General features: G+C 68.7%; 25 protein-coding genes. 12 read left to right on the top strand and 13 right to left on the bottom strand.

Features of this window, described 5'->3' with window-relative positions:
* Positions 1 to 86 precede the first annotated feature (86 nt).
* Complete coding sequence (locus tag NXI30_11735; protein ID MCR9094880.1) at positions 87 to 1,028, bottom strand: cyclase family protein; 942 nt, start codon at positions 1,026 to 1,028, stop codon at positions 87 to 89.
* Positions 1,029 to 1,189: 161 nt separating this feature from the next.
* On the opposite strand from NXI30_11735, the gene NXI30_11730 reads away from it, so the two are divergent.
* Positions 1,190 to 2,284: an NAD-dependent epimerase/dehydratase family protein gene (locus NXI30_11730; protein MCR9094879.1), complete on the top strand. Its 1,095-nt coding sequence runs from the start codon at positions 1,190 to 1,192 to the stop codon at positions 2,282 to 2,284.
* Positions 2,285 to 2,293: 9 nt separating this feature from the next.
* On the opposite strand, the gene NXI30_11725 is transcribed toward NXI30_11730, so the two are convergent.
* Positions 2,294 to 3,223, bottom strand: coding sequence for an NAD(P)-dependent oxidoreductase (locus NXI30_11725; protein MCR9094878.1), 930 nt, complete (start codon positions 3,221 to 3,223; stop codon positions 2,294 to 2,296).
* 137 nt (positions 3,224 to 3,360) lie between these two features.
* Between NXI30_11725 and NXI30_11720 the strand changes: the two genes are divergently transcribed.
* The 3 genes from NXI30_11720 to NXI30_11710 all read left to right on the top strand — a co-directional run bounded on the left by NXI30_11720 (position 3,361) and on the right by NXI30_11710 (position 6,352).
* Positions 3,361 to 4,455 carry a metal-dependent hydrolase gene (locus NXI30_11720; protein ID MCR9094877.1) on the top strand — a complete coding sequence of 365 codons (1,095 nt, stop codon included), beginning with the start codon at positions 3,361 to 3,363 and terminating at the stop codon, positions 4,453 to 4,455.
* Positions 4,456 to 4,613: 158 nt separating this feature from the next.
* Positions 4,614 to 5,888 carry a caspase family protein gene (locus NXI30_11715; protein MCR9094876.1) on the top strand — a complete coding sequence of 425 codons (1,275 nt, stop codon included), beginning with the start codon at positions 4,614 to 4,616 and terminating at the stop codon, positions 5,886 to 5,888.
* The gene (locus tag NXI30_11710; GenBank protein MCR9094875.1) at positions 5,885 to 6,352 is read left to right on the top strand and encodes a YaiI/YqxD family protein; all 468 of its coding nucleotides are present in this window, start codon (positions 5,885 to 5,887) and stop codon (positions 6,350 to 6,352) included. The genes NXI30_11715 and NXI30_11710 overlap by 4 nt, the downstream gene beginning before the upstream one ends.
* Before the next feature lie 33 nt (positions 6,353 to 6,385).
* Here the strand turns inward: NXI30_11710 and NXI30_11705 are convergent, their stop codons facing one another.
* Positions 6,386 to 7,312 (bottom strand): universal stress protein, encoded by a 927-nt coding sequence (locus NXI30_11705; protein MCR9094874.1) that lies wholly within the window; start codon positions 7,310 to 7,312, stop codon positions 6,386 to 6,388.
* A 260-nt stretch (positions 7,313 to 7,572) separates the two neighbouring features.
* Between NXI30_11705 and NXI30_11700 the strand changes: the two genes are divergently transcribed.
* The 3 genes from NXI30_11700 to NXI30_11690 all read left to right on the top strand — a co-directional run bounded on the left by NXI30_11700 (position 7,573) and on the right by NXI30_11690 (position 10,179).
* The gene (locus NXI30_11700; GenBank protein ID MCR9094873.1) at positions 7,573 to 8,211 is read left to right on the top strand and encodes a hypothetical protein; all 639 of its coding nucleotides are present in this window, start codon (positions 7,573 to 7,575) and stop codon (positions 8,209 to 8,211) included.
* Positions 8,212 to 8,527: 316 nt separating this feature from the next.
* Complete coding sequence (locus NXI30_11695) at positions 8,528 to 9,676, top strand: hypothetical protein (protein MCR9094872.1); 1,149 nt, start codon at positions 8,528 to 8,530, stop codon at positions 9,674 to 9,676.
* A 56-nt stretch (positions 9,677 to 9,732) separates the two neighbouring features.
* Positions 9,733 to 10,179: a universal stress protein gene (locus tag NXI30_11690; GenBank protein ID MCR9094871.1), complete on the top strand. Its 447-nt coding sequence runs from the start codon at positions 9,733 to 9,735 to the stop codon at positions 10,177 to 10,179.
* Between the two features lie 9 nt (positions 10,180 to 10,188).
* Here NXI30_11690 and NXI30_11685 read toward each other — a convergent pair whose 3' ends face one another.
* Together NXI30_11685 and NXI30_11680 are read right to left on the bottom strand one after the other, a co-directional pair.
* The gene (locus NXI30_11685; GenBank protein MCR9094870.1) at positions 10,189 to 12,072 is read right to left on the bottom strand and encodes an NAD(P)/FAD-dependent oxidoreductase; all 1,884 of its coding nucleotides are present in this window, start codon (positions 12,070 to 12,072) and stop codon (positions 10,189 to 10,191) included.
* A complete protein-coding gene (locus NXI30_11680) occupies positions 12,069 to 12,503 on the bottom strand; it encodes a DUF1330 domain-containing protein (protein ID MCR9094869.1) in 435 nt (144 codons plus the stop codon). The genes NXI30_11685 and NXI30_11680 overlap by 4 nt, the downstream gene beginning before the upstream one ends.
* A 122-nt stretch (positions 12,504 to 12,625) precedes the next feature.
* Here NXI30_11680 and NXI30_11675 point away from each other — a divergent pair, with 122 nt between their 5' ends.
* Both NXI30_11675 and NXI30_11670 read left to right on the top strand, forming a co-directional pair.
* Positions 12,626 to 13,591 (top strand): nitronate monooxygenase, encoded by a 966-nt coding sequence (locus NXI30_11675; protein MCR9094868.1) that lies wholly within the window; start codon positions 12,626 to 12,628, stop codon positions 13,589 to 13,591.
* Between the two features lie 23 nt (positions 13,592 to 13,614).
* Positions 13,615 to 14,466 (top strand): SDR family NAD(P)-dependent oxidoreductase, encoded by an 852-nt coding sequence (locus tag NXI30_11670; GenBank protein ID MCR9094867.1) that lies wholly within the window; start codon positions 13,615 to 13,617, stop codon positions 14,464 to 14,466.
* 18 nt (positions 14,467 to 14,484) lie between these two features.
* On the opposite strand, the gene NXI30_11665 is transcribed toward NXI30_11670, so the two are convergent.
* From NXI30_11665 to NXI30_11645, 5 genes are all read right to left on the bottom strand, one after another.
* The gene (locus tag NXI30_11665; GenBank protein MCR9094866.1) at positions 14,485 to 15,651 is read right to left on the bottom strand and encodes a lipid-transfer protein; all 1,167 of its coding nucleotides are present in this window, start codon (positions 15,649 to 15,651) and stop codon (positions 14,485 to 14,487) included.
* Between the two features lie 64 nt (positions 15,652 to 15,715).
* Complete coding sequence (locus NXI30_11660; GenBank protein MCR9094865.1) at positions 15,716 to 16,126, bottom strand: MaoC/PaaZ C-terminal domain-containing protein; 411 nt, start codon at positions 16,124 to 16,126, stop codon at positions 15,716 to 15,718.
* Positions 16,127 to 16,145: 19 nt separating this feature from the next.
* Positions 16,146 to 17,132, bottom strand: a complete 987-nt coding sequence (locus tag NXI30_11655; protein MCR9094864.1) for a MaoC family dehydratase N-terminal domain-containing protein — start codon at positions 17,130 to 17,132, stop codon at positions 16,146 to 16,148.
* A gap of 119 nt (positions 17,133 to 17,251) precedes the next feature.
* Positions 17,252 to 17,863 carry a class I SAM-dependent methyltransferase gene (locus tag NXI30_11650; protein MCR9094863.1) on the bottom strand — a complete coding sequence of 204 codons (612 nt, stop codon included), beginning with the start codon at positions 17,861 to 17,863 and terminating at the stop codon, positions 17,252 to 17,254.
* 3 nt (positions 17,864 to 17,866) lie between these two features.
* Entirely contained in the window at positions 17,867 to 19,591 is a 1,725-nt protein-coding gene (locus tag NXI30_11645; protein ID MCR9094862.1) for a D-aminoacylase, read from the bottom strand.
* 240 nt (positions 19,592 to 19,831) lie between these two features.
* Between NXI30_11645 and NXI30_11640 the strand changes: the two genes are divergently transcribed.
* Positions 19,832 to 21,226, top strand: coding sequence for an aromatic ring-hydroxylating dioxygenase subunit alpha (locus NXI30_11640; GenBank protein MCR9094861.1), 1,395 nt, complete (start codon positions 19,832 to 19,834; stop codon positions 21,224 to 21,226).
* Here the strand turns inward: NXI30_11640 and NXI30_11635 are convergent.
* Entirely contained in the window at positions 21,217 to 21,672 is a 456-nt protein-coding gene (locus NXI30_11635; GenBank protein ID MCR9094860.1) for a hypothetical protein, read from the bottom strand. The genes NXI30_11640 and NXI30_11635 overlap by 10 nt on opposite strands.
* 119 nt (positions 21,673 to 21,791) lie before the next feature.
* On the opposite strand from NXI30_11635, the gene NXI30_11630 reads away from it, so the two are divergent.
* Positions 21,792 to 23,204 (top strand): MBL fold metallo-hydrolase, encoded by a 1,413-nt coding sequence (locus NXI30_11630; GenBank protein ID MCR9094859.1) that lies wholly within the window; start codon positions 21,792 to 21,794, stop codon positions 23,202 to 23,204.
* Positions 23,201 to 23,800 carry a TetR family transcriptional regulator gene (locus tag NXI30_11625; GenBank protein MCR9094858.1) on the top strand — a complete coding sequence of 200 codons (600 nt, stop codon included), beginning with the start codon at positions 23,201 to 23,203 and terminating at the stop codon, positions 23,798 to 23,800. The genes NXI30_11630 and NXI30_11625 overlap by 4 nt, the downstream gene beginning before the upstream one ends.
* Before the next feature lie 3 nt (positions 23,801 to 23,803).
* On the opposite strand, the gene NXI30_11620 is transcribed toward NXI30_11625, so the two are convergent.
* Complete coding sequence (locus NXI30_11620; protein ID MCR9094857.1) at positions 23,804 to 24,268, bottom strand: MaoC/PaaZ C-terminal domain-containing protein; 465 nt, start codon at positions 24,266 to 24,268, stop codon at positions 23,804 to 23,806.
* 43 nt (positions 24,269 to 24,311) lie between these two features.
* Positions 24,312 to 25,529, bottom strand: coding sequence for an ABC transporter permease (locus tag NXI30_11615; protein ID MCR9094856.1), 1,218 nt, complete (start codon positions 25,527 to 25,529; stop codon positions 24,312 to 24,314).

Genomic DNA, 25,529 nt, shown 5'->3' with positions numbered 1-25,529 from the left:
CCGTTCCGCGTGACCGGCTCGACTAACGCGTCGAAGCTATCACAAGAACGGAGCGGGAAGATGTAAATCCCGTCAAATGGCGGGCCCTACAATACGGCGATCGGATTCACGGGAGAGCCGGTCCCCTGCTCGATCCGGAGCGGCGCGATCGTCAGCTGGAAGTCCCATTGGGACAGTTCGGCACAGGCGGCCTGGAGCCCCGACAGCTCGAGGTTGTCGAGCAGGTGGACACCCATCGCGACGAGGGTGCACTCGTGGATCGGCATGCCCCAGCCTTCGATCGGCGGGAGCGGGATCGGATCGGACACGCAGTCCGAGCCGAGGACGGACACGCCCTGCTCGTGGAGCCACGGAACGCACTCCGGGTGGAGGCCGGGCATGCCCGGGTCCATCGGCGACCACGGACCGAACTCCGCCCGGCGCGCATCGCGTCCGGTCGCGACGAGTAGCACGTCGCCCTCGCGAACCACGACTTCCTGGGCGGCGAGGCAGCCGGTCAGCTCGTCGGGTTCGATGATCTGCCCCGGCTCGAGCCAGTCGACGCCGAGGTGGCGCGGCACGTCGGCGAGGACGCCGCGGGAGACGATCCCGTCCTTGGCGCACATCACGCTGTTCTTCTTGGCGCCGGTGCTCTTCACGAGGGTTCCCGGATAGCCGTTGTACATCAGACCGTCCTTGTGGACGTGGCAGAACGCATCGAGGTGACTCGTCGCCATCCCGTGGAAGGCCAGCCCGACGAAGTCGGACGTGGTCTCGAGTCCGATCTCCGGAATCAGGCAGTCGTCGCCACCCGCGACCATCATGTGGAGGGCCGGGTGCGGATTGTCCGGCGCGGGATCGACGGGCAGGTTGCGGGAGCAGCTGACCACGCGGCCGTGACGAATGCTCGCCGCCGAAGCGCGCCGCACGTCCTCGGTGATCAGGTTGAGCGCGCCGGCTTCGTCGTCCTCGCCCCAGCGCCCCCAGTTCTTCACCGACTCGAAGATCTCCCGCATCCGTTCCGGCGTGGGAATCGCCGTCTTCGCCATCGTTCGTCCCTCCCCTCGGCGCCGCGGCGCCCTGGGGGTCCATGATGGCCTGCGACGAGGCCCTCCACCACTCCCTCCGCGCCGCGGTGAGCGGTGTATGCTCGCACGCCTACCGAGTCACCCGCGCGCCGGCGCGGATGCAACCGCAAGGAAGGATCGCGATGAGAGTCCTCGTCATGGGCGGCACGCAGTTCAACGGTCTCGCGCTCGTGCACGAGCTCGATCGCACAGGCCACGACGTCGTGGTCCTGAACCGCGGCAAGACCGAAGCGGACCTCCCCCACCGGGTCGAGCGCGTCGTCGCCGACCGGACCGACGAAGCGCAGATGCGCGACGTGCTCGGGGCGGTCGACGTGGACGCGGTGATCGACGTCAGCGCCTACCTGCCCGCAGACGTCGAGCTCATGGTCGACATCTTCCGCGGCCGAATCGCCCACTACGTCTTCATCAGCTCGACGGTGACCTACGCCGCGACGGACCTGCTCCCCATCGGCGAGAACCACCCCGACGAGCGCGGCGACGACCAGAACGCGTACGGGAAGAACAAGCTGGCCTGCGAGGACATCCTCCGCCGCGAGTGGCGCGAGAACCGTTTCCCGGCGACGACCGTCGCGCTGTCGATGGTGATGGGAGCGGGCAACATCATCCCGGACCGCGAGCAGCGGATGTTCCAGCGCGTGCTCCGAGGGCGCCCCATCCTCATCCCTGGCAACGGCCGAACGGTCCAGCAGATCGGCCACGCCGACGACCAGGCGCGCGCTCTGCGGATGGTGCTCGGCCAGCCGATCACCTTCGGCGAGCGCTACAACCTGACGGGCGGCGACTACTTCACCCAGGAAGGCTACGTCGACGAGTGCGCGAGTCTCCTCGGCAAGAACGTCGAGAAGCTCTTCATTCCGGCCGCCATGATGGACCGGCTCTGGTCCGGCGACCTCCAGATCGAGATGCCGAGGCCCGAGAGCAAAGTCGACATCCGCTCGAGCGACATGCAGCAGAACGCGATGCAGATGAACCGATTCATGCTCTCGGTCCTCGTCCAGCAGATCGCGCCCAACATCCATACCTGGGACCGGAGCGTCTTCTACTCCGTCGAGAAGCTACGCCGCCACGTCGGCTGGGAGCCGGAGCTCACGTTCCGCGCGTCGCTCGAGCGGACCTGGCGCTGGTATCAGGACGCCGGTCTCCCGGACACCCAGGAGTTCGACTTCGCCTTCGAAGACGAGCTGATCCGGATGGTCCGGGAGGGGACGAGCTGAGATCGCGACTCAGCCCTGGAGCTCGATCTCCGGGTGACGCGCGCGCAGCATCCGGTCCACGCCCTCGCGCCAGGGCACGTCGCACGCCCCCGCGAGCTCGATCCGCTTCGCCGGGTCGAGCCAGTACTGGTGGATCCCGTCGGCGCCGTACTCGACCTTCGCCTCGCGACCCAGGCGCGCGGCGACGTACTCGGCCATCTCGCCGACCCCGACGCCCTCGTCGCCGCCCCAGTTGACGATCGTGGCGGGGACGGACGCCGCTTCGAGGAGTCCCGACGTGTGTGCGTAGATGTCGTCCTCGTGGATCGGGGAGGCGACGTCGCCCTGCCCCTTCGGCATCGCCTGGACGGTGATCCCGCCGAGCACCATGTCGGCGATCATCGACGGAAAGCCGCCGTTGTCGCCGTAGGCCGCGTTCATGCGCGCGATGGTCGTCGGCAGCCCGAACTCCTGGGCCGCGAACTTGGCGACGGCTTCCTGCGAGATCTTCGAGACGCAGTAGGTCGGCGCGTAGGGCTGGGGCGATCCGCCGAGGGGGTCCGTCTCGAGAACCGCCTTTCCGTAGTCACGCGGCGGCGCGTACACACCGCAGGTCGACATCATCAAGCACGCCTTCGCGTCCCGGAAACGCGACATGACGTGGCCCGTGCCGCCGGCGTTGATCTCGATCGACGTGTCGTAGTCCTCGCCCGGCACGATCACCGCGGCGAGATGGAGGACGTAGTCGAACTGCTCGGGCGTCTTCGACCAGTCCGGGTGTGCGAGGTCGACCACGGCGGTCTCGATCCCGGCCGCTTCGCAGCGCTCGCGGGTCGCCCCGTCACTGAAGCGCGCGACTCCGAAGACTTCGTTGTCCTTGGCCAGACGTGCCGCGAGCGGGAACGCGATCTGTCCCGCCGGCCCCGTCACCAGAATCCGCTGTCCTTCGATCTTCGCCATCGTCCGTCCTCTCTTTTCACGCTTCGGGCTGCCGACTGATCCTAGGGACCTGTCCGCCGCCGCGCACGGCACCTCCGCTTGCCATTCCGGCATGCGTAGGCGACGCTCCGCGCGCCCAATCGAACGGAGACCCGCCCTTGGAGCCCGCGACCCAGGCGCTGCTCGGCGCCGCCACGGCGGAGCTCGTCGCCGGCAAGACGCTGCGCGGACGCGCCCTCGGATGGGGCGCCGTGATCGGCATGTCGCCGGACCTCGACGTCCTCCTCGGCCCTCTGCACGACGGCTATGGAAGCTGGCTCTACCACCGCGGGACGACCCACTCCCTCTGGTTCGGCTTCGTCGCCGGCCCGCTCCTCGGCTATCTGCTCTGGCGCTGGAGGGACCTCGGACGGGAGGACACGCTCCCCGGCTGGATCCGGATCGGGATCTTCGCGCTCCTGACCCATCCGCTCCTCGACGGGTTCACGCCCTACGGCACGCAGTTCTTCGCGCCCTTCGATCGGACCCGCTTCGCCTGGAACGGCGTCGCCATCGTCGACCCGGCCTACAGCCTGATGCTCGGCGCCGGCGTGCTGATCGCGTTGCGTCGCTCGCTTCCCGAGGCCACCCGGCGACTGGGTCTGCTCGCGGGCGTGACCCTCTCGTCCGCCTATCTCGCCCTGGGTCTCGTCGTGAACGAACGGGTGGTGAGCGACCTGCGCGACCGCCTCGAACCGATCTACGGACGGCTCGAACGCGTGCGCGCCTATCCCACCTTCCTCCAACCCTGGACCCGCGGCTTCGTCGCTCGCGCCGACGAGGGCGTCGTCGTCGGCCTTCACAGCTGGCAGGAGTGGGACTGTCCGGCGTGGCGCATGCATCCACGCCCGCCGCCCTCCCCCGCGCTCGCCGCGGTCGATGCCGCGTGGCAGACGCAGATGATGCGCTGGCACGCGGACGAGGACGTGGCGACCTTCGTCCACCACGAGCCGGGCGGCGTCCTGCGCGTGCGGCTCGAAGACGTCCGCTACGCCTGGGCGAGCCCCGAGGCCCGCGGTGCGTGGGGGATCGAAGCCCGGGTGACCGAACAGGGCGAGCTCCTCGCCGACCCGGTCCGCTTCCCGCGCGAGGTCCCGCCGACCGACGCGATCGAACGGCTCGGCCGCCTGCTGCTCGGCCGCCTCCCCGATCGGGAGGACGGCTGGCAGCGCCCGCTCGAATGCGAGGCCCGTGAGGCCCTCGCGGAGCGCTAGTCTCCGGCTCGGGGCGCCGGAACCGAAACGCGCGACGAGGGCACTCCGAGATCCGCGCCCGCGCCGACCCCCCTCTTCGAGAGACGCCCGTGACCTCCTCCGCTCCGCGAACACGCCGACGACGCTCCTTCCCGGCCACCGGTGGATGGGCAGCGCTGGTGTTCGTCGCCCTGCTCGCCGCCGGCGCCGTCGGCTGTGCCGGCGTCCGCGTCCCGCTGCCGACGGTGGCCGAGGTCCCGCCGGGCACGCCGCTCCCGATCGACGGGATCTACATCCTGCAGGAGAACGGAAAGCGTTACCGGGCCGAGGCCGGCCGGATCTGGATCCTCGACCCCCTCGCGATCGGTCCCGTTCGCACGGACCCGGGCCAGGTCACCGCTCGCGACCTCCTCCAGACCGGCCCCACGACCTATCACGGAAGCGACATCGGCACCGGCGGCCCCACCACGATCACCGCCCACCCCGATCGCCTGACGCTGGTCACGCGCGGACCGGTCGGCGTCGTGAACTACACGATGCTGCCGGTCGAGCTCGACGATCCGGAGTGGTACGCGGCGCAGCTCGAGAGCGATCGGATCGTCGCCCGCGACGGCACGACGCGCCGCCCCGGCGAGAGCGCCTCCGCGATGTCCCCGAGCGCGATCGACCTCCCCGCCCCTGGCGACGCGAACGAGGCTGCGGACACGCCGCTCTCTTCGTCGGAGCGCGCCCGCTTCGGCGGCTACCACGCCCTCGTGATCGGCAACGACGACTACGCGCGTCTGCCGAAGCTCGTGACCGCGCGGAACGACGCGCGGACCGTCGCCGCGCTCCTCGAGCGTCGCTACGGCTTCGAGGTCACCGTCCTCGAGGATGCGACCCGCGCCGAGATCCTGCGCGCCCTGCGCAGCTATCGCGAGACGATGTCCGCCTCCGACAACCTGTTGATCTACTACGCCGGCCACGGCTGGCTCGACCGCGACGCCGACGAGGGGTACTGGCTGCCCGTCGATGCCGACGCGGACAGCGACATCCACTGGATCTCGAACGCCACGATCACGGGCTATCTCCGATCGATCCAGGCGAAACACGTGATGATCGTCGCGGACAGCTGCTATTCCGGCACGCTCACCCGCGGCATCAAGGTCGCCCCCGTTCGCACGCCCGACTACCTCGACCGGCTCTCGTCCCAGCGCGCCCGGATCGTCCTCTCCTCGGGCGGCCTCGAGCCGGTGGTCGATGGCGGAGGCGGCGGCCACTCCGCCTTCGCGCGCCACTTCATCGACGTCCTCGACGCGAACCAGGGCATCCTCGACTCCACGACCCTCTACGCGAGGATCCGTCGTCCGGTCATGCTCGCCGCCGACCAGGCGCCGGAGCTGGCCGACATCCGCAAGGCGGGCCACGAGGGCGGCGACTTCCTCTTCGTGCGCGCGGAGCCCTCCGCCCGATGAGCGACATCTTCGTCGACGGCGATGCCTGCCCGGTGAAGGACGAGGTCTATGCCGTCGCGGCGCGCCTGGGACTCGCGGTGGTCGTCGTCGCCAACCAGCGCATGCACGTTCCGACGGACCTGGGCGTCGAGATGATCGTCGTCCCGGACGGGCCCGATGCCGCCGACGACTGGATTGCGGAGGAGATCCGCGCCGGCGACATCGTGATCACCGCCGATATCCCGCTCGCCGCGCGCTGCCTCGAGGTGGGCGCCTTCGCACTCGGCACGAACGGGCGCGAGTTCACCCCCGACTCGATCGGCGGCGCGCTGGCGACCCGCGAGATCAAGGCCACGCTCCGGGAATCGGGAACCGCCACCGGCGGCCCCCGCCCACTCGGCGCCCGGGAGCGCTCCCGATTCTCGGGAGAGCTCGACCGGATCGCCCATCGCGCCCTCCGCGGCGAGACGTCCGCGGGCCGCTGAGACGCGACGCCCTGCCGGACCAGAGCGACCGGGCTACGGCGTCGCCAATCGCCGCTGCGGGCACACGGTGAGGACCGGACAGGGTGCGCGCTGGACGACGCGCTGCGCCGTCCGCCCGAGCAGGAAGTTCGCGATCGCCGATCGCCCATGCGTGCTCATCACGATCAGATCCGCACCATCGATGTCCGCCAGCCCGGTCACCGCCTCGACCGGCCCGCCGTCGAGGACCCGGAGCTCGACCCGGAAGCCACGCTCCTCGAGTCGCGTGATCATCGGCTGGAGGTGGGAGACGAGCTCGTCCCGCCGCGCATCGGGGCGGTCGGCCTTCGCCAGCTCGTCGTGGCTCATCGACGCGAGATAGGGCGGAATCGAATCCGCGAAGGCGAGCTCGACCTGCGGCACGTCCTCCGGCCTGAAGAGCTCGAGGAAGGCATCCAGGGCGACCTCCGCGTCGTCGGAGAGATCCGTCGGCACGATCACCCGGCGCGGCTTCTCGACCGTCGCATGGTCTTCGGGATGGATCGTGAGGACGGGCACGGGGGAACGTCGGACGAGGTGCTCTGCGGTGCTTCCGAGCAGCAGGTGCTGCAGGCCCGTCTGCCCCCTCGTTCCGATCACGACCAGATTCGCGTCGGACTTCCTGATCATCTCGACGAGCTGCGGCCCGGGCGGCCCCACGGCGTGCTCGGTCTCGACGGCGAACCCGTCCTCGCGCAGGCACTCGGCGACCGCCTCGAGCCGTGCCATGGCCCGCTTGCCGAGCTCGGCCTCGCCTTCCGGGAGCGCCATCGGAAGCGGATAGGGCTCGACCGGAAGCGGCTCCACGACGTGCGCGAGGATGACCTGCGCCGCGTGACGCCGGGCCAGGGCCGCCGCGTGTCGGACCGCGAGCTCGCTCGTGTCCGAGAAATCCGTCGCACAGAAGATCGTATGAATGCCGCTGCCCTCTCGTCCTGCCATGCCGTGCGTCCTCCTTCACGCCTCGCGCCGAAGGCGTGGCTGCAACGGAATCGAGGTGCATCCCGCATGCCATCGTCCGATTGCCCCAGCCGCGTCGACAGCCGCGCAACCTCCGAAACTTGTGTCGAAATGACTCAATGTGCGCCGATCTGCCCCAGTCGGATCTCCCGAGTCAGGCCCGGGCCGCCCGAGCCCCCTCCCTGGTCCGGCACGCAGCCTGCACGAGGCAAGAGCGAAGCACGAAAGGGAGAAAGAGCCCGATGTCCACCTCGAAGCCCCTGGCCGACCGGGAGCGCGCCCTCGAAGAGGCGTTCTTCCACCGGATCAACGAGAAGCTGATCGCCGAGATGCGATCGCGTCGTGAACACGACGCCGACTTCGAGACACTCGCCGCCGACCTCGGCTCCCACGACGCCGGGCTCATCGAGCCGCTCCTCGATCTCGGCGTGCGCCACGAGAACGTGGCTGCGCTGGTGATGGCGCCGCTCGTGGTCGTCGCCTGGGCCGACCGCAGCCTCGACAACGCGGAGCGCTCCCAGCTCCTCGACGACGAGGCCCATTTCGGCATTCGCATCGACTCGCCCGCCGGACGACTCCTCGCCGCCTGGCTCGACGCACCGCCCGAGGCGACGCTCATCGACGCGTGGGAAGCCTACGTGCGTGAGCTCGCGAAGGTCCTTCCGCAGGCGCAGCGTGTACGGCTGCGGGACGACGTGGTCGGCCGAGCAAAGCGACTCAGCGGCGCGCTGGAGAAGACCTTCCTGCGCGGCGGTGGGACCCATCGGACCGAGCAAGCGGTCGTGGAACGGATCGAGGCGGCCTTCGGGGACGATGCGGCGCCGGCGAAGCCCCCTCGTCGGGGCAACGGACTCGACGACTTCCTGAACTCGCTGACCTGAGAGACCGCTCCCCCTGCGATCCACATCGAGCGCGCATGCGAACCCCACGTCGAGCCCTTGCGACGCGCATGTGGCACCATGCCCCGCCCGCCCCTCTCATCGGCGCGACAGCGCTGCGACGCGGCGGCACGTCCGTTGCAGATCCGTCTGACCGACCAATGGAATGGGGGCGATGATGACGAGAGGCGAATCGGAAACCGGGGAACAGCGGAAGGTAGGGAGGCGTCGGACACGACGGGCGCTCGCCGGACTCACCGTCCTTCTGGCGGCGGGGGCCGGCCTCGCCAGCTGCAGCGTCGTCGCGGAGACGCGCTCCGTGATCCAGCCGCGACCGACGATGCGTCGGGTCTTCGACGAGATGAAGCGACTCGTCCCCCTCGGACTCGACGAGGCGTCCTGGGAGGCTCCCGAGAATCGTGAGGAGATCCTCGCCGCCCTCGATCGCCTCGACCGCGCCGCCAGCGCCCTCGAGAAGCACGGGCGGGGGCGCGAGGCGGGCTTCGACGAGCTCAGCCTCACGCTCGGACGCGACCTTCGCGCCGCCCGCGACCACTACGTCCACGGCCACTACGAAGAGGCGCGCTTCTTCTTCACCGGCAGTCTCCAGAGCTGCGTCTCCTGCCACACGCGGCTGCCCGACGCGACGAACACGGCCTTCACCGAGGAGCTGACCAGGGAAGCGCGCGTGCAGGCCCTCGACCTCCGCGAGCAGGCCTGGCTGAGCGTGATGGTGCGCCGCTTCGACGACGCGCTCGCGCTCTGGGAGCAGGCGCTCGCCGATCCGGACGTCGCCGCGGCCCAGCTCGACGCGAGCGGCGCCCTCGTCGACTTCCTGAACGTGGCGATCCGCGTTCGGACCGACGTCCCGCGCGCCCGACGGACCCTCGACCAGTTCGCCGCGCGCCCGGACGTCCCGGTCTACCTCGAACAGCGCGTCGAGACCTGGCGCAAGGCCCTCGCCGCCCTCGATGAGAACGAGCTCGCGGAGGGTGGCCCCGGAAGCGTGGACCGCGGCGCCGCCCTGGCCCGCGAAGCCGGACGCCTCGCCGGCGGCCCCTACGGTCGCGACGGCCTCGTCCACGACCTCGCTGCGGCGAGCCAGCTGGTCCGCTTCCTCGAGGTCGACCGCGCACGCCGCGCCGCCACCCCCCGGAACCCGACCTCCGAGGAGCGGATGGAGACGGCCCGCGCCTACTATTGGCTCGGCATCGTCGAGAACCGAAGCCTCGACGGATTCTGGATCAATCTCTCGGAACGCCACTTCGAGGCCGCGATCCGCGCGGATCCGAAGGGACCCTTCGCCGAACGCGCCTACGCGCAGCTGGAAGAGACGCAGGTCCTCGGCTTCGGCGGCGCCTCGGGTGAGTATCTGCCGCCGGACGTGTGGACCCGATTGAAGGAGCTGCGCGAGCTGATGGGGATCGACGGCGATCCGCCGATGCAGGCGCCCGAGATGGCGCCGTAGAACGGTGCCGTGGCGCGAGCGCATGCCGCACGCGACCACCGCCAGGAGGTACGAACATGGGATACCAGACGATCGTCGTCGCCACGGATTTCTCGGAAGGCGCGGAAGCCGCCGTCGAGCACGCGGCGGAGCTCGCGAAGCACTTCGACGCCAAGCTCGTCCTGGTCCACGCCTACAACATCGAGATCCCGATCGCCTCGCCGGCGATGGCGGGCGGCTACGTCCTGCCGGAGGGCTTCTTCAAGTCGATCTCCGAGCAGGCCTCGATCCAGACCGAGAACGCCGCCAAGGCGATCGCCGACGAGGGCATCGACGCGATCGGGGTCGCGATCGACCGACCCGCATTCCAGGCGATCACCGAAGAGGCGGAGCGACGCGGCGCCGACCTCATCGTCATGGGCACCCGCGGCCTCACGGGCCTCAAGCACATGGCAATGGGCAGCGTGGCGGACCGGGTCGTGCGAAGCGCGCCCTGCCCGGTCCTGACCGTCCCCGCTCACTGAGGGAGTGCGCTACCGGAATTCGACCTCGTCGGGATCCGGCGCCTTCAACATCGGGTAGAGGTCGGCGACCTCGAAGGGCGTGTTCACGAGCAGGTGTCCCGAAGCGTCGACGTAGTAGTTCTTCGCCACGGAACCCGTGTCGGTCAGGAAGGCCAGGCCCGAGGCTTCGGCGTCGAGCTTCTCGTTGTAGTCGAGGAACGCCTCCTCGCGAACGGCGACCTGCGAGTGGCCCTCTTCGAACATGCGGCACAAGCACTGCGCCGCATAGGCCGACCAGACCTGCATCCAGGCCGTCAGCCCGACGCCGCCGGAAGCCGGCTGCGAGTTGGGCCCGTACATGATGAAGAGGTTCGGGAAGTGCGGGACCATGAGCCCCAGGTAGGCCTTCGGGCTCTCCGGCGCCCAGTAGTCTCGTAGGTTCTGCCCGCCCTCGCCTGCGTACTCCGCCGGCCACAGGTAGTGATCGACCGCGTATCCCGTGGCGACGATGACGAGGTCGACCTCGTGGTGCTTGCCGTCTTCGGTCTCGACCCCGGTCGGCGTGAAACGGGCGATCCCCTCGGTCACGAGCTCGACGTCGTCGCGGGTGAGCGCCCGGTACCAGCCGTTGTCCACGACCGGGCGGCGAACCATGGGCGCGTGATCGGGCACGAGCTTCTCGAGCAGGTCGGGTCGGTCCCCGATCTGGCTCTTGATGTAGTCGAGCAGCAGCCCCTGGAGCTCCTGGCTCTTCTGCGTGATGTGTCCACCCTGCGCTTCCCATTCGGGATCGGGAATCAGGAAGTCCTCGTGCCAGGTGAATAGACCGATGATGGCGCTGTAGCGGTACCAGTTCCAATAGCCGGGAAGATGGTCGAGGAGCCAGCGTTTCTCGTCCGTGATGGGCTCTCCGTAGCCCGGGCGCGGGCTGATCCACTGCGGCGTGCGCTGGAAAACGAGGGTCCGGTCGGCGTCCTCGGCGATCGGGGCGAGCAGCTGCACACCCGTCGAGCCGTTCCCGATGACCGCGACCCGCTTGCCGACGGCGCTGTGCTGGCTCGTCCACTGGGTCGGGTGGAGGATCTCGCCTTCGAAGCTCTCCTTGCCCGGCAGATCCGGCGTCGTCGGGGTCGAGAAGAGACCGGCGGCGCTGACCACGACGTTCGCCTCGTGCTCGAAGCGGGAACCGTCGGCGAGGGAGAAGTCGAGCTTCCAGCGCGACGTCGCTTCGTCGAAGGTCGCCGACTCGAGCGCATGGCCGAGGCGCACCCGCGGCGTGACCCCGTGTCGTTCCGCGACTTCCTCGAGGTACGAGCGGACCTCCGCCCCCCGCGCGAAGTACTCGCTCCAGGGATGCGGCTTCTCGAGACAGAGCTCATAGGTCAGCGTCATCGTGTCGACGCGGATATCCGGATACTGATTGAAGCTCCAGGTCCCGCCGAGCTCGTCGCGCCGCTCGAAGATCGTGTACGGAATCCCGAGCTGGTCGAGCTGGATCGCCATCGCTACGCCGCTGAACCCGGCGCCGATGATCGCGACCTCGAAGCCCTCGGGAACCTCGGGCTTCCCGCTCTCGGGCACGAACGAGAAGGGATAGGGCTCGAAGTTGAGCCACCGCTTGCGAATCTCGAAATGCCCCGGCTTCGTCGGGACACCGAGGGTCATGTCCATCAGCGCGAGCAACTCGTCGTCGTCGGGCACGCGCTTCTGCCAACCGCTGCGATCGCCGTCGAGGAGATCGAGACAGACCGTGCGCAGGCGTGCCTGCTCCGCCTCGTCGAGCCCGGCGACCGGACCGAAGGCCGAGAGCCGATCGTCGCCGGTCGTCTGGAAGAGCGCCGTTCGCAGGGCGTTCAGGTCCGCCGCTTCGACCGCGCGCTCGAGGAAGGCCCTGTCGACCGCCGCCCCGCTCACGCGCTCGCCGCCTGCAGTCGCGCGATCGACTGCGCGGCATCCAGGCAGTTGATCAGGACCTGGTGCTCGAGGCCGGCGTCACGGTGGACGTGGATCGCCTGGTATTCCTCGCTCGCGGTCATCTTCGCGAAAGCCTCGAAGCTCGGGTATCGCATGATCCCGACCCAGTCCCACTCGAGCTCGCCGTCGCCGATCACCAGCTCGTTCGCGGCGCCCCCGAAAAGCAGCCCGCCACCGAAGCCCTCGATGATCTTCTGGACCGCGGCGCCGTAGAGCATGTACGCCTGCTGTCCCGTCAGATCCGTCTCGCGACCGTCCGCGTAGACCGCCTCGTCCCGGAACTTCAGCAGGTTCAGCATGTAGAGATCGCCTTCGGGATGGTTCTTCGCGAGGGCTTCGATCTGTTCCGGGCGGGGCTGGCTGGCAGGCATGTCGGTCTCCGTACGAGATGCGCCGCGAAGCGTCGCGACGGCCCGGTCGAGCGTATCAGAAGCGCGAAGCGGGGTAAGGGCCGCCCCTGACCGCGGGAGTCCCCCTGCGATACCGTGGATTCGTGCCGATCAAGACCCCCCTCTGCGATCTCCTCGACATCGAAGTCCCCATCTGCCTCGCGGGTATGGGCGGCGTCGCCTACGCCGACGTGTGCGCGGCGGTCTCGGAGGCCGGCGGCTTCGGAACCCTCGGGATGGCGGCCGAATCGCCCGACGGAATCCGCGAGGAGATGCGCCGCGTCCGCGAGCAGACCGACAAGCCCTTCGGCGTCGACCTGCTCGCCGCGCTCCCCGACCAGATGATGGAGTCGATCGACGTGATCATCGAAGGCGGCGCGAAGGCCTTCATCGCGGGTCTCGGCGTCCCCGGCCCCGCGGTCGACAAGCTCCACGACGCGGGGCTGCTCGTGATGAGCATGTGCGGCAAGGTCAGCCACGCCGTCGCCGCCCAGGAAGCGGGCTGCGACGTCGTGATCGCCCAGGGCACGGAGGCGGGCGGCCATACCGGGCGCGTGGCGGGCATGGCCCTCATCCCGCAGGTCGTGGACGCGGTCGACATCCCGGTCCTCGGCGCCGGCAGCATCGTCGACGGACGCGGGCTCGCCGCCTGCCTCGCCTTCGGCGCGCAGGGCGTCTGGATGGGCACCCGCTTCATCGCCTCCCACGAGGCCCGCGCCGGCGAGGCGTACAAGAAAGCGATCGGGGAAACCGGGAGCGACGGCACGACCGTCACGCGCTGCTACTCGGGCAAGCCGATGCGGGTGATCACGAACGCCTACGTCGAGGAGCAGGAGCGTCACCCGGAAGGGATCCAGCGCTTCCCGGAGCAGATGTACGCTTCGTCCCGGGCCGGCGTGATGGCGGCCCTCGGCGGACAGACCGAGGGGATCGAGCGTGACCGACACGCGATGCCCTGCGGCCAGGGCGCAGGTGCGATCGACGACATCCTCTCCTGCCGGGAGATCGTCGACCGGACGATGCGCGAAGCGGAGGCCGTGATCTCGGGCCTCTCGCCGCTGGTCGACTAGCCCACGGAGGAATGGAGGAAGACATGGGACAGCTCGAAGGACGCGTCGCACTCGTCACCGGAGCGAGCCGGGGAATCGGTGCCGCAATCGCGAAGCGCTTCGGCGCCGAAGGGGCGAAGGTCGCGATCACCGCGCGGACGCTCGATCAGCACGACCATCTGGACGGGAGCCTCCTCGAAACCGCGAAGGCGATCGAGGCGCTGGGCGGAACGGCCATCCCGATCGTCGGAGACCTCGCCGACCCGTCGTGCCTCGACGCGATCGTCGAGCAGACGGAGCGGGAACTCGGATCGATCGACGTCCTCGTGAACAACGCCGCGGCCGCCTTCTACCTGCCCTTCACGAAGACGAGCGAGAAGCGCTTCCGCGTCGCGAACGACATCAACTTCTTCGCCCCCTGGCGCCTGTCCCAGCTCGTCGTCCCGGGCATGCAGGAACGCCGCGAGGGCTGGATCCTGAACATCTCCTCTGCGACGTCGGACCGGCCGACCGCGGACACGTTCAAGGACTTCGACGCGCTCTCGATCCTCTACGGCTCGACCAAGGCGGCCCTCGAGCGATTCACGGCAGGCCTCGCCGCGGCCGTCCACAAGGACGGGATCTGGGTGAATTCGATGGCCCCCGTCGGCGCGGTTCCGACCGAAGGGACGGAGGCGCTCGGCGTCGTTCCGGACGAGGCCCTCGCGGTCGCCGAGAGTCGGGAAGCGATGGCGGAAGCGAGCCTCGCGCTCTGCACGACCCGCGACCCGAAGCTCACGGCGCGAATCACGCTCTGCACGCCGATCCTCGAAGAGCTCCGCCGCGACGTCTTCCTGTGCGACGGCAAGACGCGCGTCGGCTCCCCGCGCGAGAGCGACGCCGCGAAGCTCCGGTAGCGCCCGCGCGACCGCCCGTTACTCGCCGAAGATCACGGCGCCGGTCGGCACGCCGACGCCGCTCGTCACCAGCACGTGCTCGACGCCGTCGGGCTGGTTGCAGCTCTCACCGCGGATCAGGCGCACGCCTTCGGCGAGGTTGTTCACGCCGTGCATGTAGGCCTCGGAGAGGAGGCCGCCGTGGGTGTTGTTCGGGAGCGCGCCGCCGATCGTGAGCGAGTCCTCGGTCACGAAGTCCTTCGCCTCGCCCTTGCCGCAGAAGCCGAAGGCCTCGAGCTGCATCAGGATCTCCGGCGTGAAGGCGTCGTAGAGGCAGGCGGCGTCGATGTCCTTCGCGGAAAGGCCGCTCATCTCGTAGACGCGCTGGGCCGCGAGCTCCATCTCCGGCAGCGCCGCGAGATCGTCGCGATAGAAGCTCGTCATCTGCTCCTGGCCCTCGAAGGAGGCCTGGGTCACGCCGCGGATCACCGCCGGCTTCTGCTTCATGTCCTTCGCGCGCTCCGGCGACGTGATCAGGAGCGCACAGCCGCCGTCGTCCTCCTGACAACAGTCGAAGAGGCGGAGCGGCTCGCAGATCATGCGCGAGTTCATGTAGTCGTCCATGGTCATCGGCTTGCCGTACATGGCCGCGTTCGGGTTGTTCTGCGCGTGCTTGCGTTGGGTGATCGCGACGTGGGCGAGGTGTTCCGACGTCGCCCCGTATTTGTGCATGTAGAGCTGGGCCTGGAGCGCGATCCAGGAGGCCGGCGTGAGCAGTCCGAAGGGCATGTACCAGGACCAGTGGATCAGGTCGCTCGAGATGATGCTCCCCGAGACGCCCTGCCCCATTCGCTGCCCCGAACGACCGTTGAGCGCGCGATAGACGACGACGTTCTTCGCCGCCCCGGTCGCGACCGCCATCGCCGCGTGGGCCACCAGTCCGACCGCGGCACCACCGCCGTAGTTCACCTGGCTCCAGAAGGTCATGTCGCCGATCCCGACGGTCCGCGCGACTTCGACCTCGTCGCTCGAGTCCATCGTGTACGTCACGAGGCCGTCGACCTCGGAGGGCTCGATCCCCGCGTCGTCGATCGCCTTGCGGACGCATTCCGTCGCCAGGCTGAGCTCGGAGACCCCGGAATTCTTCGTGTACGCGGTCTGACCGATTCCGGCGACCGCAGCTTCGTTGTGGAGTGTCGTGGGCATGTCTTCTTCTTCTCGGAGTCGCTCGTCGCGTGGCTACGTGACGGTGGCAGAGCAGTCGGTCGGACTATTCGGGCAGGCGGACGGAGAAAGTCGCGGTCACGTGGTTGCCCCACGCGTTGTTCCCGTTCACCTCGATGTCGGCATCGTGGCCTTCGGCCCGGACCACCTTGCCGCGGATCTTGAGCGTGTCCCCGGGCATGTTGGGTCCGCCGAGCTTCGTCTTCACGGAGGTCACGATCGCGTCGGGTCCCGCCCAATCGGTCACGTAGCTCGAGCAGATGCCCTGCGTCGTGAGGATGTTCATGAAGATGTCGGGCAGCCCCTGGGAGACCGCGGCCGCCTTGTCGTGGTGGACCGGCGTGTAGTCCCGGCTCGCGAGCGCACCGCCCGCCACCACCGTCGCCGTCGTCTCGAAGTCGAGATCCGGGAGCGCCTGGCCCACTTCGAGCTCACTCGCCTTGTACGTCTTCTGCATCGTCGTTCTCTCCCTGGCCCTACGACGCCGGCTTGAAGAACGGAATCTTGAACCCGTCCTCGTCTTCCTGGATCACCATCTCGAGGGCCATGCCGATCGAGACGTCCTCCGGCTTGCAGTCGACGATCGTCGACGCCATCCGCTCACCCTCTTCGAGGTCCACGATCGCGGAGATGATCGGGTACTCGTAGCCGGGGAACTGCGGGTAGTGGATGACCGTGAAGGTATGGAGCGTCGCCTTGCCGCTCGCCTCGATCGAGTCCCACTCCTGGCTGCCGCACGCGTCGCACATCGGGCGCGGAGGATGTCGGAGCTTGCCGCAGCTCCCGCAGCGCTGGATCGGGAGGCAATCGCCTTCCGCGACCTTCTCCCACCACCAGCCGTTGTCGTGCCCCATCGGCGGCTTGATCCGGGTCGGCTTCTGCGCGACCGCGGCCTCGCCGCCGCTGTCGCTCGCGGCCTGCGACGCGCCGCCGTCCGCCGGCTTGAAACGCAGCACACGGAAGCTCATGTTGCCGAGGTCTTCGCCGTCCTGGTTCGTGAACGTCGTGACCGTCGTGATGAAGTACCCGATCCCGGCGCCGGTCGCCTTCTCCTCGGAGATCGAGTCGATCACGGTGAGCGCGGTGACCGTCTCGCCGAGCTTCAGGTACCGGGTGTAGTTCTCCTCGGTATTGGTCCCGAGGACACCCGTATAGCCGTTGTCGTTCAGCAGCTTGTGGAGGCGATGCTGCTCGTTCTTCGGCTCGTCGTAGCCCTCGTGCATCTCCCAGCCTTCCATGACCCAGGCCTGGAGCATGGTGGGCGGCGCCACGATCTCCCCGTGCACGGTCGCGCCCGAGGCGGCGGCGTCGAGGTACGCGGGATGAGTCTCCCCCATCGCGTCGCACCACTGGCGGATCATCGGCTCGTTCACCGGATCGCGGCCCGTGACGGCCGGGCCGATCGGCTTGCCGACATAGCTGCGGATCTCGGCCTCGAGGGCCTCTTTCTTCTTGTCGCTCATCGCGGTCTCCGGAAGGGATCGGAATCCTGCGCCGGAGACGTGCGCGCACGCGTCAGCCCCGGGCGGGGCCGCGATTCTAGCGGCTGCGACAGGCGGTGCGATGGGGCGAGGAATCCCGTCTAGGCGCGGGTCGCGACGCCGCGATACATCTGCGCGACGATGCCCGGCCCCTTCGCGCGGAAGCGGTCGAGGCTCTCCATCTCGAAGCCCCCCTCTTCCACCAACCGATCGATCTTACGGTTGATGTTGCAGCCATCGCACATCCGGTTCCAGATCGGATTGATCCGGTCCTGCCAGCGGGCCGTCCCCTCCTCGTCGGCGCGTCCGTGCTCGACGAAGACGTAGCGGCCACCCGGCTTGAGGACGCGGCGCATCTCTCGGAGCGCCTTCGCGACCTCGGGGATCGAGCAGAGCGTCCAGGTCGTCACGATCGTGTCGAAGCGCCCCGCGTCGAAGGGCAGGCCCCCGTCCGCGCGGAGCGCGCGGCGCTCGATCGGAAACGCCGCACCCTGGATCCGCTCGCGGACCGCTTCGACGTCGGACACGTCGAGCGGGTCGAGCCCGACGAGGGTCTTCACTGCGGGTCCGTAGTACTCGAGGTTGAGGCCGGTCCCGAAACCGACCTCCAGGACTTCGCCTTCCGCTTCGCAGATCGTGTCGACCCGGAGTGGATTCATCTGTCGCATGGCCAGGTCCTGGAACCTGGGCTTGATCCACGCGCGGAGCCCCACGCCCTACGCTTCCGCGCCGGCGGGGATCGCGACGGTCGAAGAGTCGCGCCCGCTCCGGAAGATCGTGCCCGGGCGCGCGCCCGTGTCGTCCCCGTCGCGCACGATCTCGACGCCGTTGGTGAAGACATGCTCGATCCCCCGCGCATCGGCGTAGAGTCGCCCGGCGCCGGCCGGGAGGTCGTACTTCGTATAGGTCTCGCCGAGGCCGACCTTCGCGGGATCGAAGACGACGACGTCCGCGTGGAAGCCTTCCTCGAGCCGACCGCGCTCGCGGAGGCCGTAGAGCTTCGCCGGGATGTCCGTCAGCTGACGGACCGCCTCTTCCATCGTGATCAGGCCGCGATCGCGCACGCCCTGCCCCAGCACCTGGCTCGAGAACGCGAAGGTGTCGATCATGTCGAGGTGGGCACCGGCGTCGCTCGCGCCGATGATCGTCCGGTCGTCGTGCCACAGCTCGCCGCGCATCTTCCAGGTCTCTTCGTCGTCGCCCATCATCGGCGGCATGAAGTAGGTCTGGAGATCGTCTTCGACGGCGATGTCGATCATCACGTCGAAGGGGCTCTTGCCCTCTTCCTCGGCGATGTCCCCGACGCAACGACCGCGGTACTTCTGGAGCGACTCCTTCTGGACCTGGTCGATCGTGAACCCCTGCCAGTTTGCGAGCATGTGCATCGGCGATTCCGGGTTCTGCGCGTCCTCTCCGAACTTCTTGCGCTTCTCCGGGTCCGCCAGGAACGCGAGCTTCTCCTCCTTCGAGAGCTTGAAGAAGGGCGCCCAGTTGTAGAGCGCGTCGAAGACGAAGCCCGAGTCGAGGTTGATCCGGATCGTCATCGGCTGCGGCACGGTCAGCGCCAGCACTTCGGCGCCGCGGGCGCGCGCGATGTCCGTCGCAGCGAGCTGCTGCTCCGCGTGCTGGATGTTCTGGGCGTTCGGCACGAGCACGTTCCAGTTGACCGGCCGATGGGCGGCGAGGGAGATGTCGGCCATGTAGTTGGCCTCTTCTTCGCCCCAACCCACGCCCGGAAGGAACTCCACCGTCGTGCCTTCGAAGTCGCGGACCTGCCGCGCGAGTGTGAGGATCTCCTCCTTCGAGGCATGCCGGGAGGGGACGGGGTTGCCGTCGAAGTCGTTGTGGGTCGACGACACCGTGGACGAGAAGCCCATGCCGCCCTCTTCGAGGGACTGCCGCAGGACCTTCACCATCTCGGCGAGCTCCTCCTCGGTCGCTTCGTGCCCGACGGCGCGCTCACCCATCACGGTCCGGCGGATCGCCGAGTGACCGACCATGAAGCCCGCGTTCACCGAGAGCTTGCCCTCGAGCTGGTCGAGGTATTCCCCGAACGTCTTCCAGTTCCACGGCACCCCCGCTTCGAGACTCTCGAGGGGCATGCCCTCGACCCGGGAGAGCATCTTCATCAGATAGGGACCGGCGTCTTCCGAGAGCGGTGCGATCGAGAAGCCGCAGTTGCCGCCGACGACGCTCGTCACGCCGTGGTACGGCGAGGGCGAGAGCGTTCCGTCCCAGAAGGCCTGCGCGTCGTAGTGGGTGTGGACGTCGACGAAGCCCGGCGAGACGACCTTGCCCGAGGCATCGATGGTCTCGCGCGCGTCTTCGTCGATCTGGCCGATCGCGACGATGCGACCGTCGCGGATCCCGAGATCCGCCTGGCGGGAGGGGCCACCGGTTCCGTCGACGAGCGTGCCGCCCTTGATGAGTACGTCCAGCATGGGTGCGATTCCTTCCATGAATCCTGGGAAGATCAGCGTTCACGGCGCGGACGACGAGAGAGGACGTCCCGCACGGAACGTGCGCGCGATCCCGGCGTCGCGCATCGCGTCGAGTGTGCCACAGTGACCGGCGGTCGCACGAGTCGGCGGGCGCGCCCTGAGCGGCATTTGCCGGCGAGAAGCGCCTAGAATGCGTATGGGGCCGGCCTTTCCGGGACCCGCCCGACAGGAGGAAGGCCCATGGGTGGCGAAGGCGACGGAACCGATCGATCCGCCCGATGTCCCGGGCCGGGATATCAGGACGTCCTGGACGGCGACGCGCATCCTGCCCCGCCCCTGCTCCGGGAAGAAGCGCCCACGCCGAACGAGCGCCGGGAGTGGTCCACCGACGTCTACACCTCCCGGGCCCACCACCTGCGCGAAGTCGACGAGCTCTGGCGACGGGTCTGGCAGATCGCCGGGCGGGTGGAGGACGTCGAGCATCCCGGCGATTCCTTCGTCTACGACATCGCCGACGACTCCCTGATCGTGCTGCGCACGAAGGACGGCCGCCTCCGCGCCTACCACAACAGCTGCCTCCATCGCGGCACGCGTCTGCGCGACGAGCCGGGCTGCCTCGAGCACCTGCGCTGCCCCTTCCACGGCTTCACCTGGAGCCTCGAAGGCGAGCTCGCGGACGTGCCCTGCCGCTGGGACTTTCCCCAGGTCGAAGACGCCGACTACCGGCTTCCGGAAGCGCAGGTCGATACCTGGGGCGGCTTCGTCTTCGTGAACCTCGATCCCGACGCGGCGCCCCTCGCCGACTACCTCGAAGACCTGCCGCGCCACTTCGAGCGCTGGCCCCTCGAAGACCGCGTCGTCGCCGCGCGGGTCGAGCGCCGGGTGGCGTGCAACTGGAAGGTCGCCGTCGAGGCCTTCATCGAGACCTTCCACATCATCGGCGTCCACTCGGCCAACCTGCCCTTCTTCGGAGATGCCAACTCCCAGTACGACGTCTGGCCCGAACGCCGCCACTACGACCGGATGCTGAACGCCTCCGGCGTCCCCAGCCCCCACGTTCGCGGCGAGCTCTCGCCCCAGCGGATCATCGACATCGCCGCGCGCTTCGGCATGGTCGAGCCGGGCACGACGGTGCCCGAGGGCTCGACGCCGCGGGCCGTGATGGTCGAAGCCTCGCGCAAGCGCCTCGAGCAGGATCTCGGGCTCGACACGTCTGCGTGGAGCGATGCCGAGGTCCAGGACGTGATCCAGTACAGCCTCTTCCCGAACGTCGTGCTCTTCGGCGGGCTGGGCTCCCCGCTCTTCTACCGGGCCCGGCCGGACGGGGACGATCCGGGCTCCTGTCTCTTCGAGGTCATGCTGTTGCTGCCGCTGCCCGACGGCGCCGAGAAGCCGCCGCCCGCGAAGCGCCGCTTCCTCGACGCGCACGAAGCCTGGAGCGACGTGCCGGAGCTCGCCTATTTCGGGCCGGTCCTCGACGAGGACCAGGCGATCATGCCCCGGGTCCAGCGCGGGCTGCGCGCCTCACGGAAGCCGACCGTCTCCTTCGGCGTGTATCAGGAGAGCCGCTTGCGTCACTTTCGACGAACCCTGGACGAGTACGTCCCGCCGAGCCAGACCGGCGATCAGCCGTAGGTCCAGCTCCGCGCCGGCGTCGATCCCTCGTCGAACTCCTGGACCTGGATGTCGAACCAGATCGGCAGCAGGAACTTCACGTAGAAGGCGTGGGTCGTGACACCGCCGGTCACGAGATCCTCGTACTCCTTGATCCGCACCCGGTCGTCCTGTGCCTGGAGCTTCTTCGTCTTCTCGAGAATCGCGTCGACCTCTTCCCGGGAGTCGTAGATGATGCCGAGGTGGTCGTAGCCCGGACTGTCGATGTGCGTCTCCTGCTCGGTCACGAGGATGAACTGGCTGGTCTCGGGATCCGTCCGCAGGAGCAGTCCGGTCTGGCCCAGGATCGGCACGTCGATCGCGTCCCAGCCGAGGAGCTCGCCATAGAAGCGCTTGATCTCCTCGCGACCCTGGTCGAGGCCGCCCTTGGGCAGGGTGAGCTCCATGTGGTTGAAGCGTGCGGGCATGGGGATTCTCCTTCGGTTGAACGCTCGCCAGCGTAGCACCCGACTCGGGGCGCTCCGGGCCCTTGCAGGGTTAAAACAGTCGTATTAATCTGATCGCACCCCACACCGAAGGAGTCCCCATGTCGAACTTCCTCCGCCCCGCCACCGTCGCGCTCGTCGCGCTCTCCGTCTTCGCCCTCGCCTGCTCGGAAGAGGCCCAGCGCGACCTCGAACGCCGCGCGCTCGAGAAGGTCGGCGACCTCGCCGCGGAACAGATGGCCGACGCGAGCGCCGGCGGCGACAGCGGCCGCGACGGCCAGAACCACTCCCGCGACTTCTTCAGCATCCCGATCGAAGTCCGCCAGCTCGCGGACAACGTCTACCAGGCGCGCGGCGTCGGGAACACGCAGATGGTGGTCACGAGCGAAGGTCTCGTGATCTACGACACCGGCCTGTCGATCCAGGCCGCGAAGCAGCGCCGTCTGCTCCTCGAGGCGGCGCCCGGTCTGCCCGTGACCCACGTGATCGTCAGCCATTCCCATGCCGACCACGCCGGCGGCGCCAAGGTCTGGCTCGAGCCGGGCATCGAGCTCGTGGCCCACCACGAGTTCGAGGAGGAGCAGCGCTACCTGAAGGAGCTCGAGCCCTTCTACTACGGCCGGAACCGCATGCTTTTCCCCTTCATGCCCGAAGAGGCCCCGACGATCGAAGTGCTCGCCTACGGCGGACTGGAGCCCACGATGACCGTCGACCAGCCCGACACGCTGACCCTCGAACTGGGCGGGACCGTGATGGAGGTGCTCCCCACCCCGGGCGCCGAGGGCGCGGACAATCTGACGCTCTGGCTGCCCGAAGAGAAGATCTTCTTCTCGGGCGACTTCTTCGGTCCGAACTTCCCCCAGTTCCCGAACGTCTTCACGATGCGCGGCGAGAAGATCCGCAAGCCGATCGAGTACATCACCTCGCTGAACCAGGTGATCGCGCTCGAGCCCGAGATGATCGTGCCCTCCCACCAGGACCCGATCGTGGGCAAGGAACAGATCAAGGCCGATCTCATCAAGATGCGCGATGCCGTCCAGTACGTGCACGACCGGACGATGGAGGGCATGAACGCGGGCAAGACGGTCTACCAGCTGATGGAGGAGATCTCGCTCCCGCCGGAGCTCAAGATGACGGAGATCCACGGCCGGGTCTCCTGGGCCGTGAAGAGCATCTGGGAGTACTACGCGTCCTGGTTCCACTGGGACTCGACCGCCGAGCTCTACCACGTCCCCCGCACGGCCCTCTATCCCGAGATCGTCGAGCTCGCCGGGGCGGACGCGCTGGTCGACGCCGCGGAGGCCCATCTCGCCGACGGGCGGAACATCGAGGCGATCCATCTCCTCGAGATCGTCCACGAAGCCGATCCGACCCATGCCCGTGGCCTCGCCGCCCACAAGCAGGCCCTCACCCGCCTCCGCGACGAGGCGATCGCGACGACGAACAACACCTACGAAATCGACTGGCTCTCCTACCGCCTGCGGACCCTCGACGAGCTCGGCGAGGACGCGTGAGCTCGGCGAGTCCGGGGGACTCGACCCGGGAGAAGATCCTGCATGCCGGGGAGAAGCTCTTCGCGGCGGACGGGTTCGACCGGGTCACCCTTCGTCAGATCGCACGAGAGGCGGATCAGCGGAACGTCGCCGCCGTCCAGTACCACTTCGGTTCGAAGGCGGGGCTCCTCTCGGCGATCGTCGACGCCCATCGCGAGGAGATCGACGCGCGCCGGGCCGAGCTCCTCGAGAAGGCCTGCGCGGACGGGACGGACGGCGACTTCACCACGCTGCTCACGATCCTGGTCGACCCCCTCGCCGCGAAGCTCGACTCGCCCGCAGGCCGCGCCTACCTCCAGATCCAGGCACAGGGTCTCACCAACGCGGAGATGCGACCGGCGACGCGCGCGCTCGTCGGCCGGATCGGCGACCATCTGGGGGCGCTCGAGAGCGACGGCGCGGCGCCTCATCGCGGCCGCTTCGCCCTCCTCCTGCTCTTCCACGCCCTCGCCGACCGCGCCGGCCAGGAATCGAGCGGACGCGCCCGACGGGCGGACCGCGCGGAGTTCGTCACGGCCCTCACGCGCTCGCTGCACGGGCTCTTCCAGGCCGGGTAGAGCCTATTCGGGCGCCGGTTCGTCCCGCCGTTCGACCAGGTAGCTCGACTTCATCACCATCACGTCCTCGCCCCGCGCGTTCCGCATCACGGTCTGACTCGACACGACCCCGTACTGCGCGCGCGACTTCGAGACCCGTTTGTCCAGGAAGGTCTCGAAGAGGGTGAGCTCCTCGTCCGGGCGGACGGCGTTCGGAAAGCGCATCTCGAGTCCGAGCATCGCCGCCGTCCGGAGCTTCTCGTCGCTGCGCGAGTAGATGAGCGACGAGATCGAGTACGTGTGACAGGACGACGCCGACAAGCCTCCCATCGGCGAAGCGCGCCCCGCCTCCTCGTCGAGATGGAAGGGTTGTGGATCCCACTGCCGCGCGAAGTCGACGATCTCGTCCCGGCTCGGCGTATGTCGCCCGATCTCGACCTCGCGGCCGAGCTCGATCTCCTCGAAGTAGTCCGCTTCGGATTCGCTCATGTCGTGCGATTAGCGCGAATCCCGCGTTCGTGCCGCCGGCGCCCTACTCAGTACGCAGCGCCTCGACGGGCTCGAGCTCGGCGGCGCGCCGCGCGGGCCCGACGCCGGAGAGGAGCCCCGCGACGGCGCTCACCCCGAGCGCGGCCGCGACGTACTCGATCGGCGCGCCCGCCGGGAAGCCTGGAATCCCGATCCGGATCGCGACCGTCGCGACGAGCCCCACGAGAAGACCGGAGAGACCGCCCATCATGGTCAACAGGATCGCCTCGGTCAGGAACACGATCTGGATCTGTCGGGCGGTCGCGCCGACCGCCCTCATCAGACCGATCTCGCTCACCCGCTCGCCCACGGAGATCCACATCATCGTGAAGATCCCGATCGAGCCGACGAGGAGCGAGATCGCGGCGATGACCGCGACACCGAAGGTCACGACGTCCATCACGCGCCCGAAGACCGCGAGCATCTCGGTCTGGGAGATGATCGTGAAGTCCTCCTCGCCGCGGTGGCGGTCGATCAGGATCTCGCGAACCACCTCGATCGCTTCCTCGGTCTGTCCCTCGTGGCGGAAGACGACGTTGATCTCCTGGAGCTCCTCGAGATTGAAGATCCGCATCGCCGTCGCGACCGGGATGTAGGCGGCGTCGTCGATGTCCATGCCGAGGACCTGCCCCTTCGGCTCCATCACGCCGATCACGCGCAGCCTCGAGCCGGCGATCCGCACGAACTCGCCGAGGGCGTTGGCGTCGCCGAAGAGCTCTCGTTTGAGTTGGGGACCGAGGACCGCCACCGAGCCGCCGCGCCGCGGGTCGCCGGGGGGAATGAAGCTGCCCTGGCGCACGGTGAACTTCATGACGTCCGGGAAGTCCGCGGTCACGCCATGGACGAAGACGCTTCGACCACGCCCACCGCCCTCGACCCGGGCCTGCCCGAGGGCAGACGGCGTGACGGTCTCGAACATCGGCACCCGTCCCAGCGCTTCCGCGTCGTCGATGGTCAGCTTCTGCTGCGTCCCCCGGAATGCGTTGGGCACGCCCGAGGTCTTTCGCTTGCCCGGCTGGATCGAGAGGACGTTCGTCCCGAACTCGGAGAACTGGGAGACCATGTACTTGCGCGTGCCCTCCCCCAGCGAGGTCAGCATGATCACGGCGGCGACGCCGATCGCGATCCCCAGCATCGAGAGCGCCGAGCGGAGCGGATGTCCGACCAGCGCGCCCGACGAGAGCCGCATCAGATCCGTGAAGTCCACCCTCCGCCGCGCCAT

The organism is bacterium, from assembly GCA_024742285.1.
Lineage (GTDB): Bacteria > Myxococcota_A > UBA9160 > UBA9160 > UBA4427 > UBA4427.
Note: the sequence above shows the minus strand (reverse complement) of the source record. Positions and strands in the feature narration are given on the sequence as shown.

Coding starts and splice junctions, on each gene's coding strand:
- NXI30_11730 (MCR9094879.1), top strand. CDS start 1,190: ATGAGAGTCCTCGTCATGGGCGGCACGCAGTTCAACGGTCTCGCGCTC.
- NXI30_11645 (MCR9094862.1), bottom strand. CDS start 19,591: ATGCTGGACGTACTCATCAAGGGCGGCACGCTCGTCGACGGAACCGGT.
- NXI30_11710 (MCR9094875.1), top strand. CDS start 5,885: ATGAGCGACATCTTCGTCGACGGCGATGCCTGCCCGGTGAAGGACGAG.
- NXI30_11690 (MCR9094871.1), top strand. CDS start 9,733: ATGGGATACCAGACGATCGTCGTCGCCACGGATTTCTCGGAAGGCGCG.
- NXI30_11705 (MCR9094874.1), bottom strand. CDS start 7,312: ATGGCAGGACGAGAGGGCAGCGGCATTCATACGATCTTCTGTGCGACG.
- NXI30_11660 (MCR9094865.1), bottom strand. CDS start 16,126: ATGCAGAAGACGTACAAGGCGAGTGAGCTCGAAGTGGGCCAGGCGCTC.
- NXI30_11655 (MCR9094864.1), bottom strand. CDS start 17,132: ATGAGCGACAAGAAGAAAGAGGCCCTCGAGGCCGAGATCCGCAGCTAT.
- NXI30_11680 (MCR9094869.1), bottom strand. CDS start 12,503: ATGCCTGCCAGCCAGCCCCGCCCGGAACAGATCGAAGCCCTCGCGAAG.
- NXI30_11725 (MCR9094878.1), bottom strand. CDS start 3,223: ATGGCGAAGATCGAAGGACAGCGGATTCTGGTGACGGGGCCGGCGGGA.
- NXI30_11665 (MCR9094866.1), bottom strand. CDS start 15,651: ATGCCCACGACACTCCACAACGAAGCTGCGGTCGCCGGAATCGGTCAG.
- NXI30_11670 (MCR9094867.1), top strand. CDS start 13,615: ATGGGACAGCTCGAAGGACGCGTCGCACTCGTCACCGGAGCGAGCCGG.
- NXI30_11640 (MCR9094861.1), top strand. CDS start 19,832: ATGGGTGGCGAAGGCGACGGAACCGATCGATCCGCCCGATGTCCCGGG.
- NXI30_11700 (MCR9094873.1), top strand. CDS start 7,573: ATGTCCACCTCGAAGCCCCTGGCCGACCGGGAGCGCGCCCTCGAAGAG.
- NXI30_11735 (MCR9094880.1), bottom strand. CDS start 1,028: ATGGCGAAGACGGCGATTCCCACGCCGGAACGGATGCGGGAGATCTTC.
- NXI30_11615 (MCR9094856.1), bottom strand. CDS start 25,529: ATGGCGCGGCGGAGGGTGGACTTCACGGATCTGATGCGGCTCTCGTCG.
- NXI30_11620 (MCR9094857.1), bottom strand. CDS start 24,268: ATGAGCGAATCCGAAGCGGACTACTTCGAGGAGATCGAGCTCGGCCGC.
- NXI30_11630 (MCR9094859.1), top strand. CDS start 21,792: ATGTCGAACTTCCTCCGCCCCGCCACCGTCGCGCTCGTCGCGCTCTCC.
- NXI30_11635 (MCR9094860.1), bottom strand. CDS start 21,672: ATGCCCGCACGCTTCAACCACATGGAGCTCACCCTGCCCAAGGGCGGC.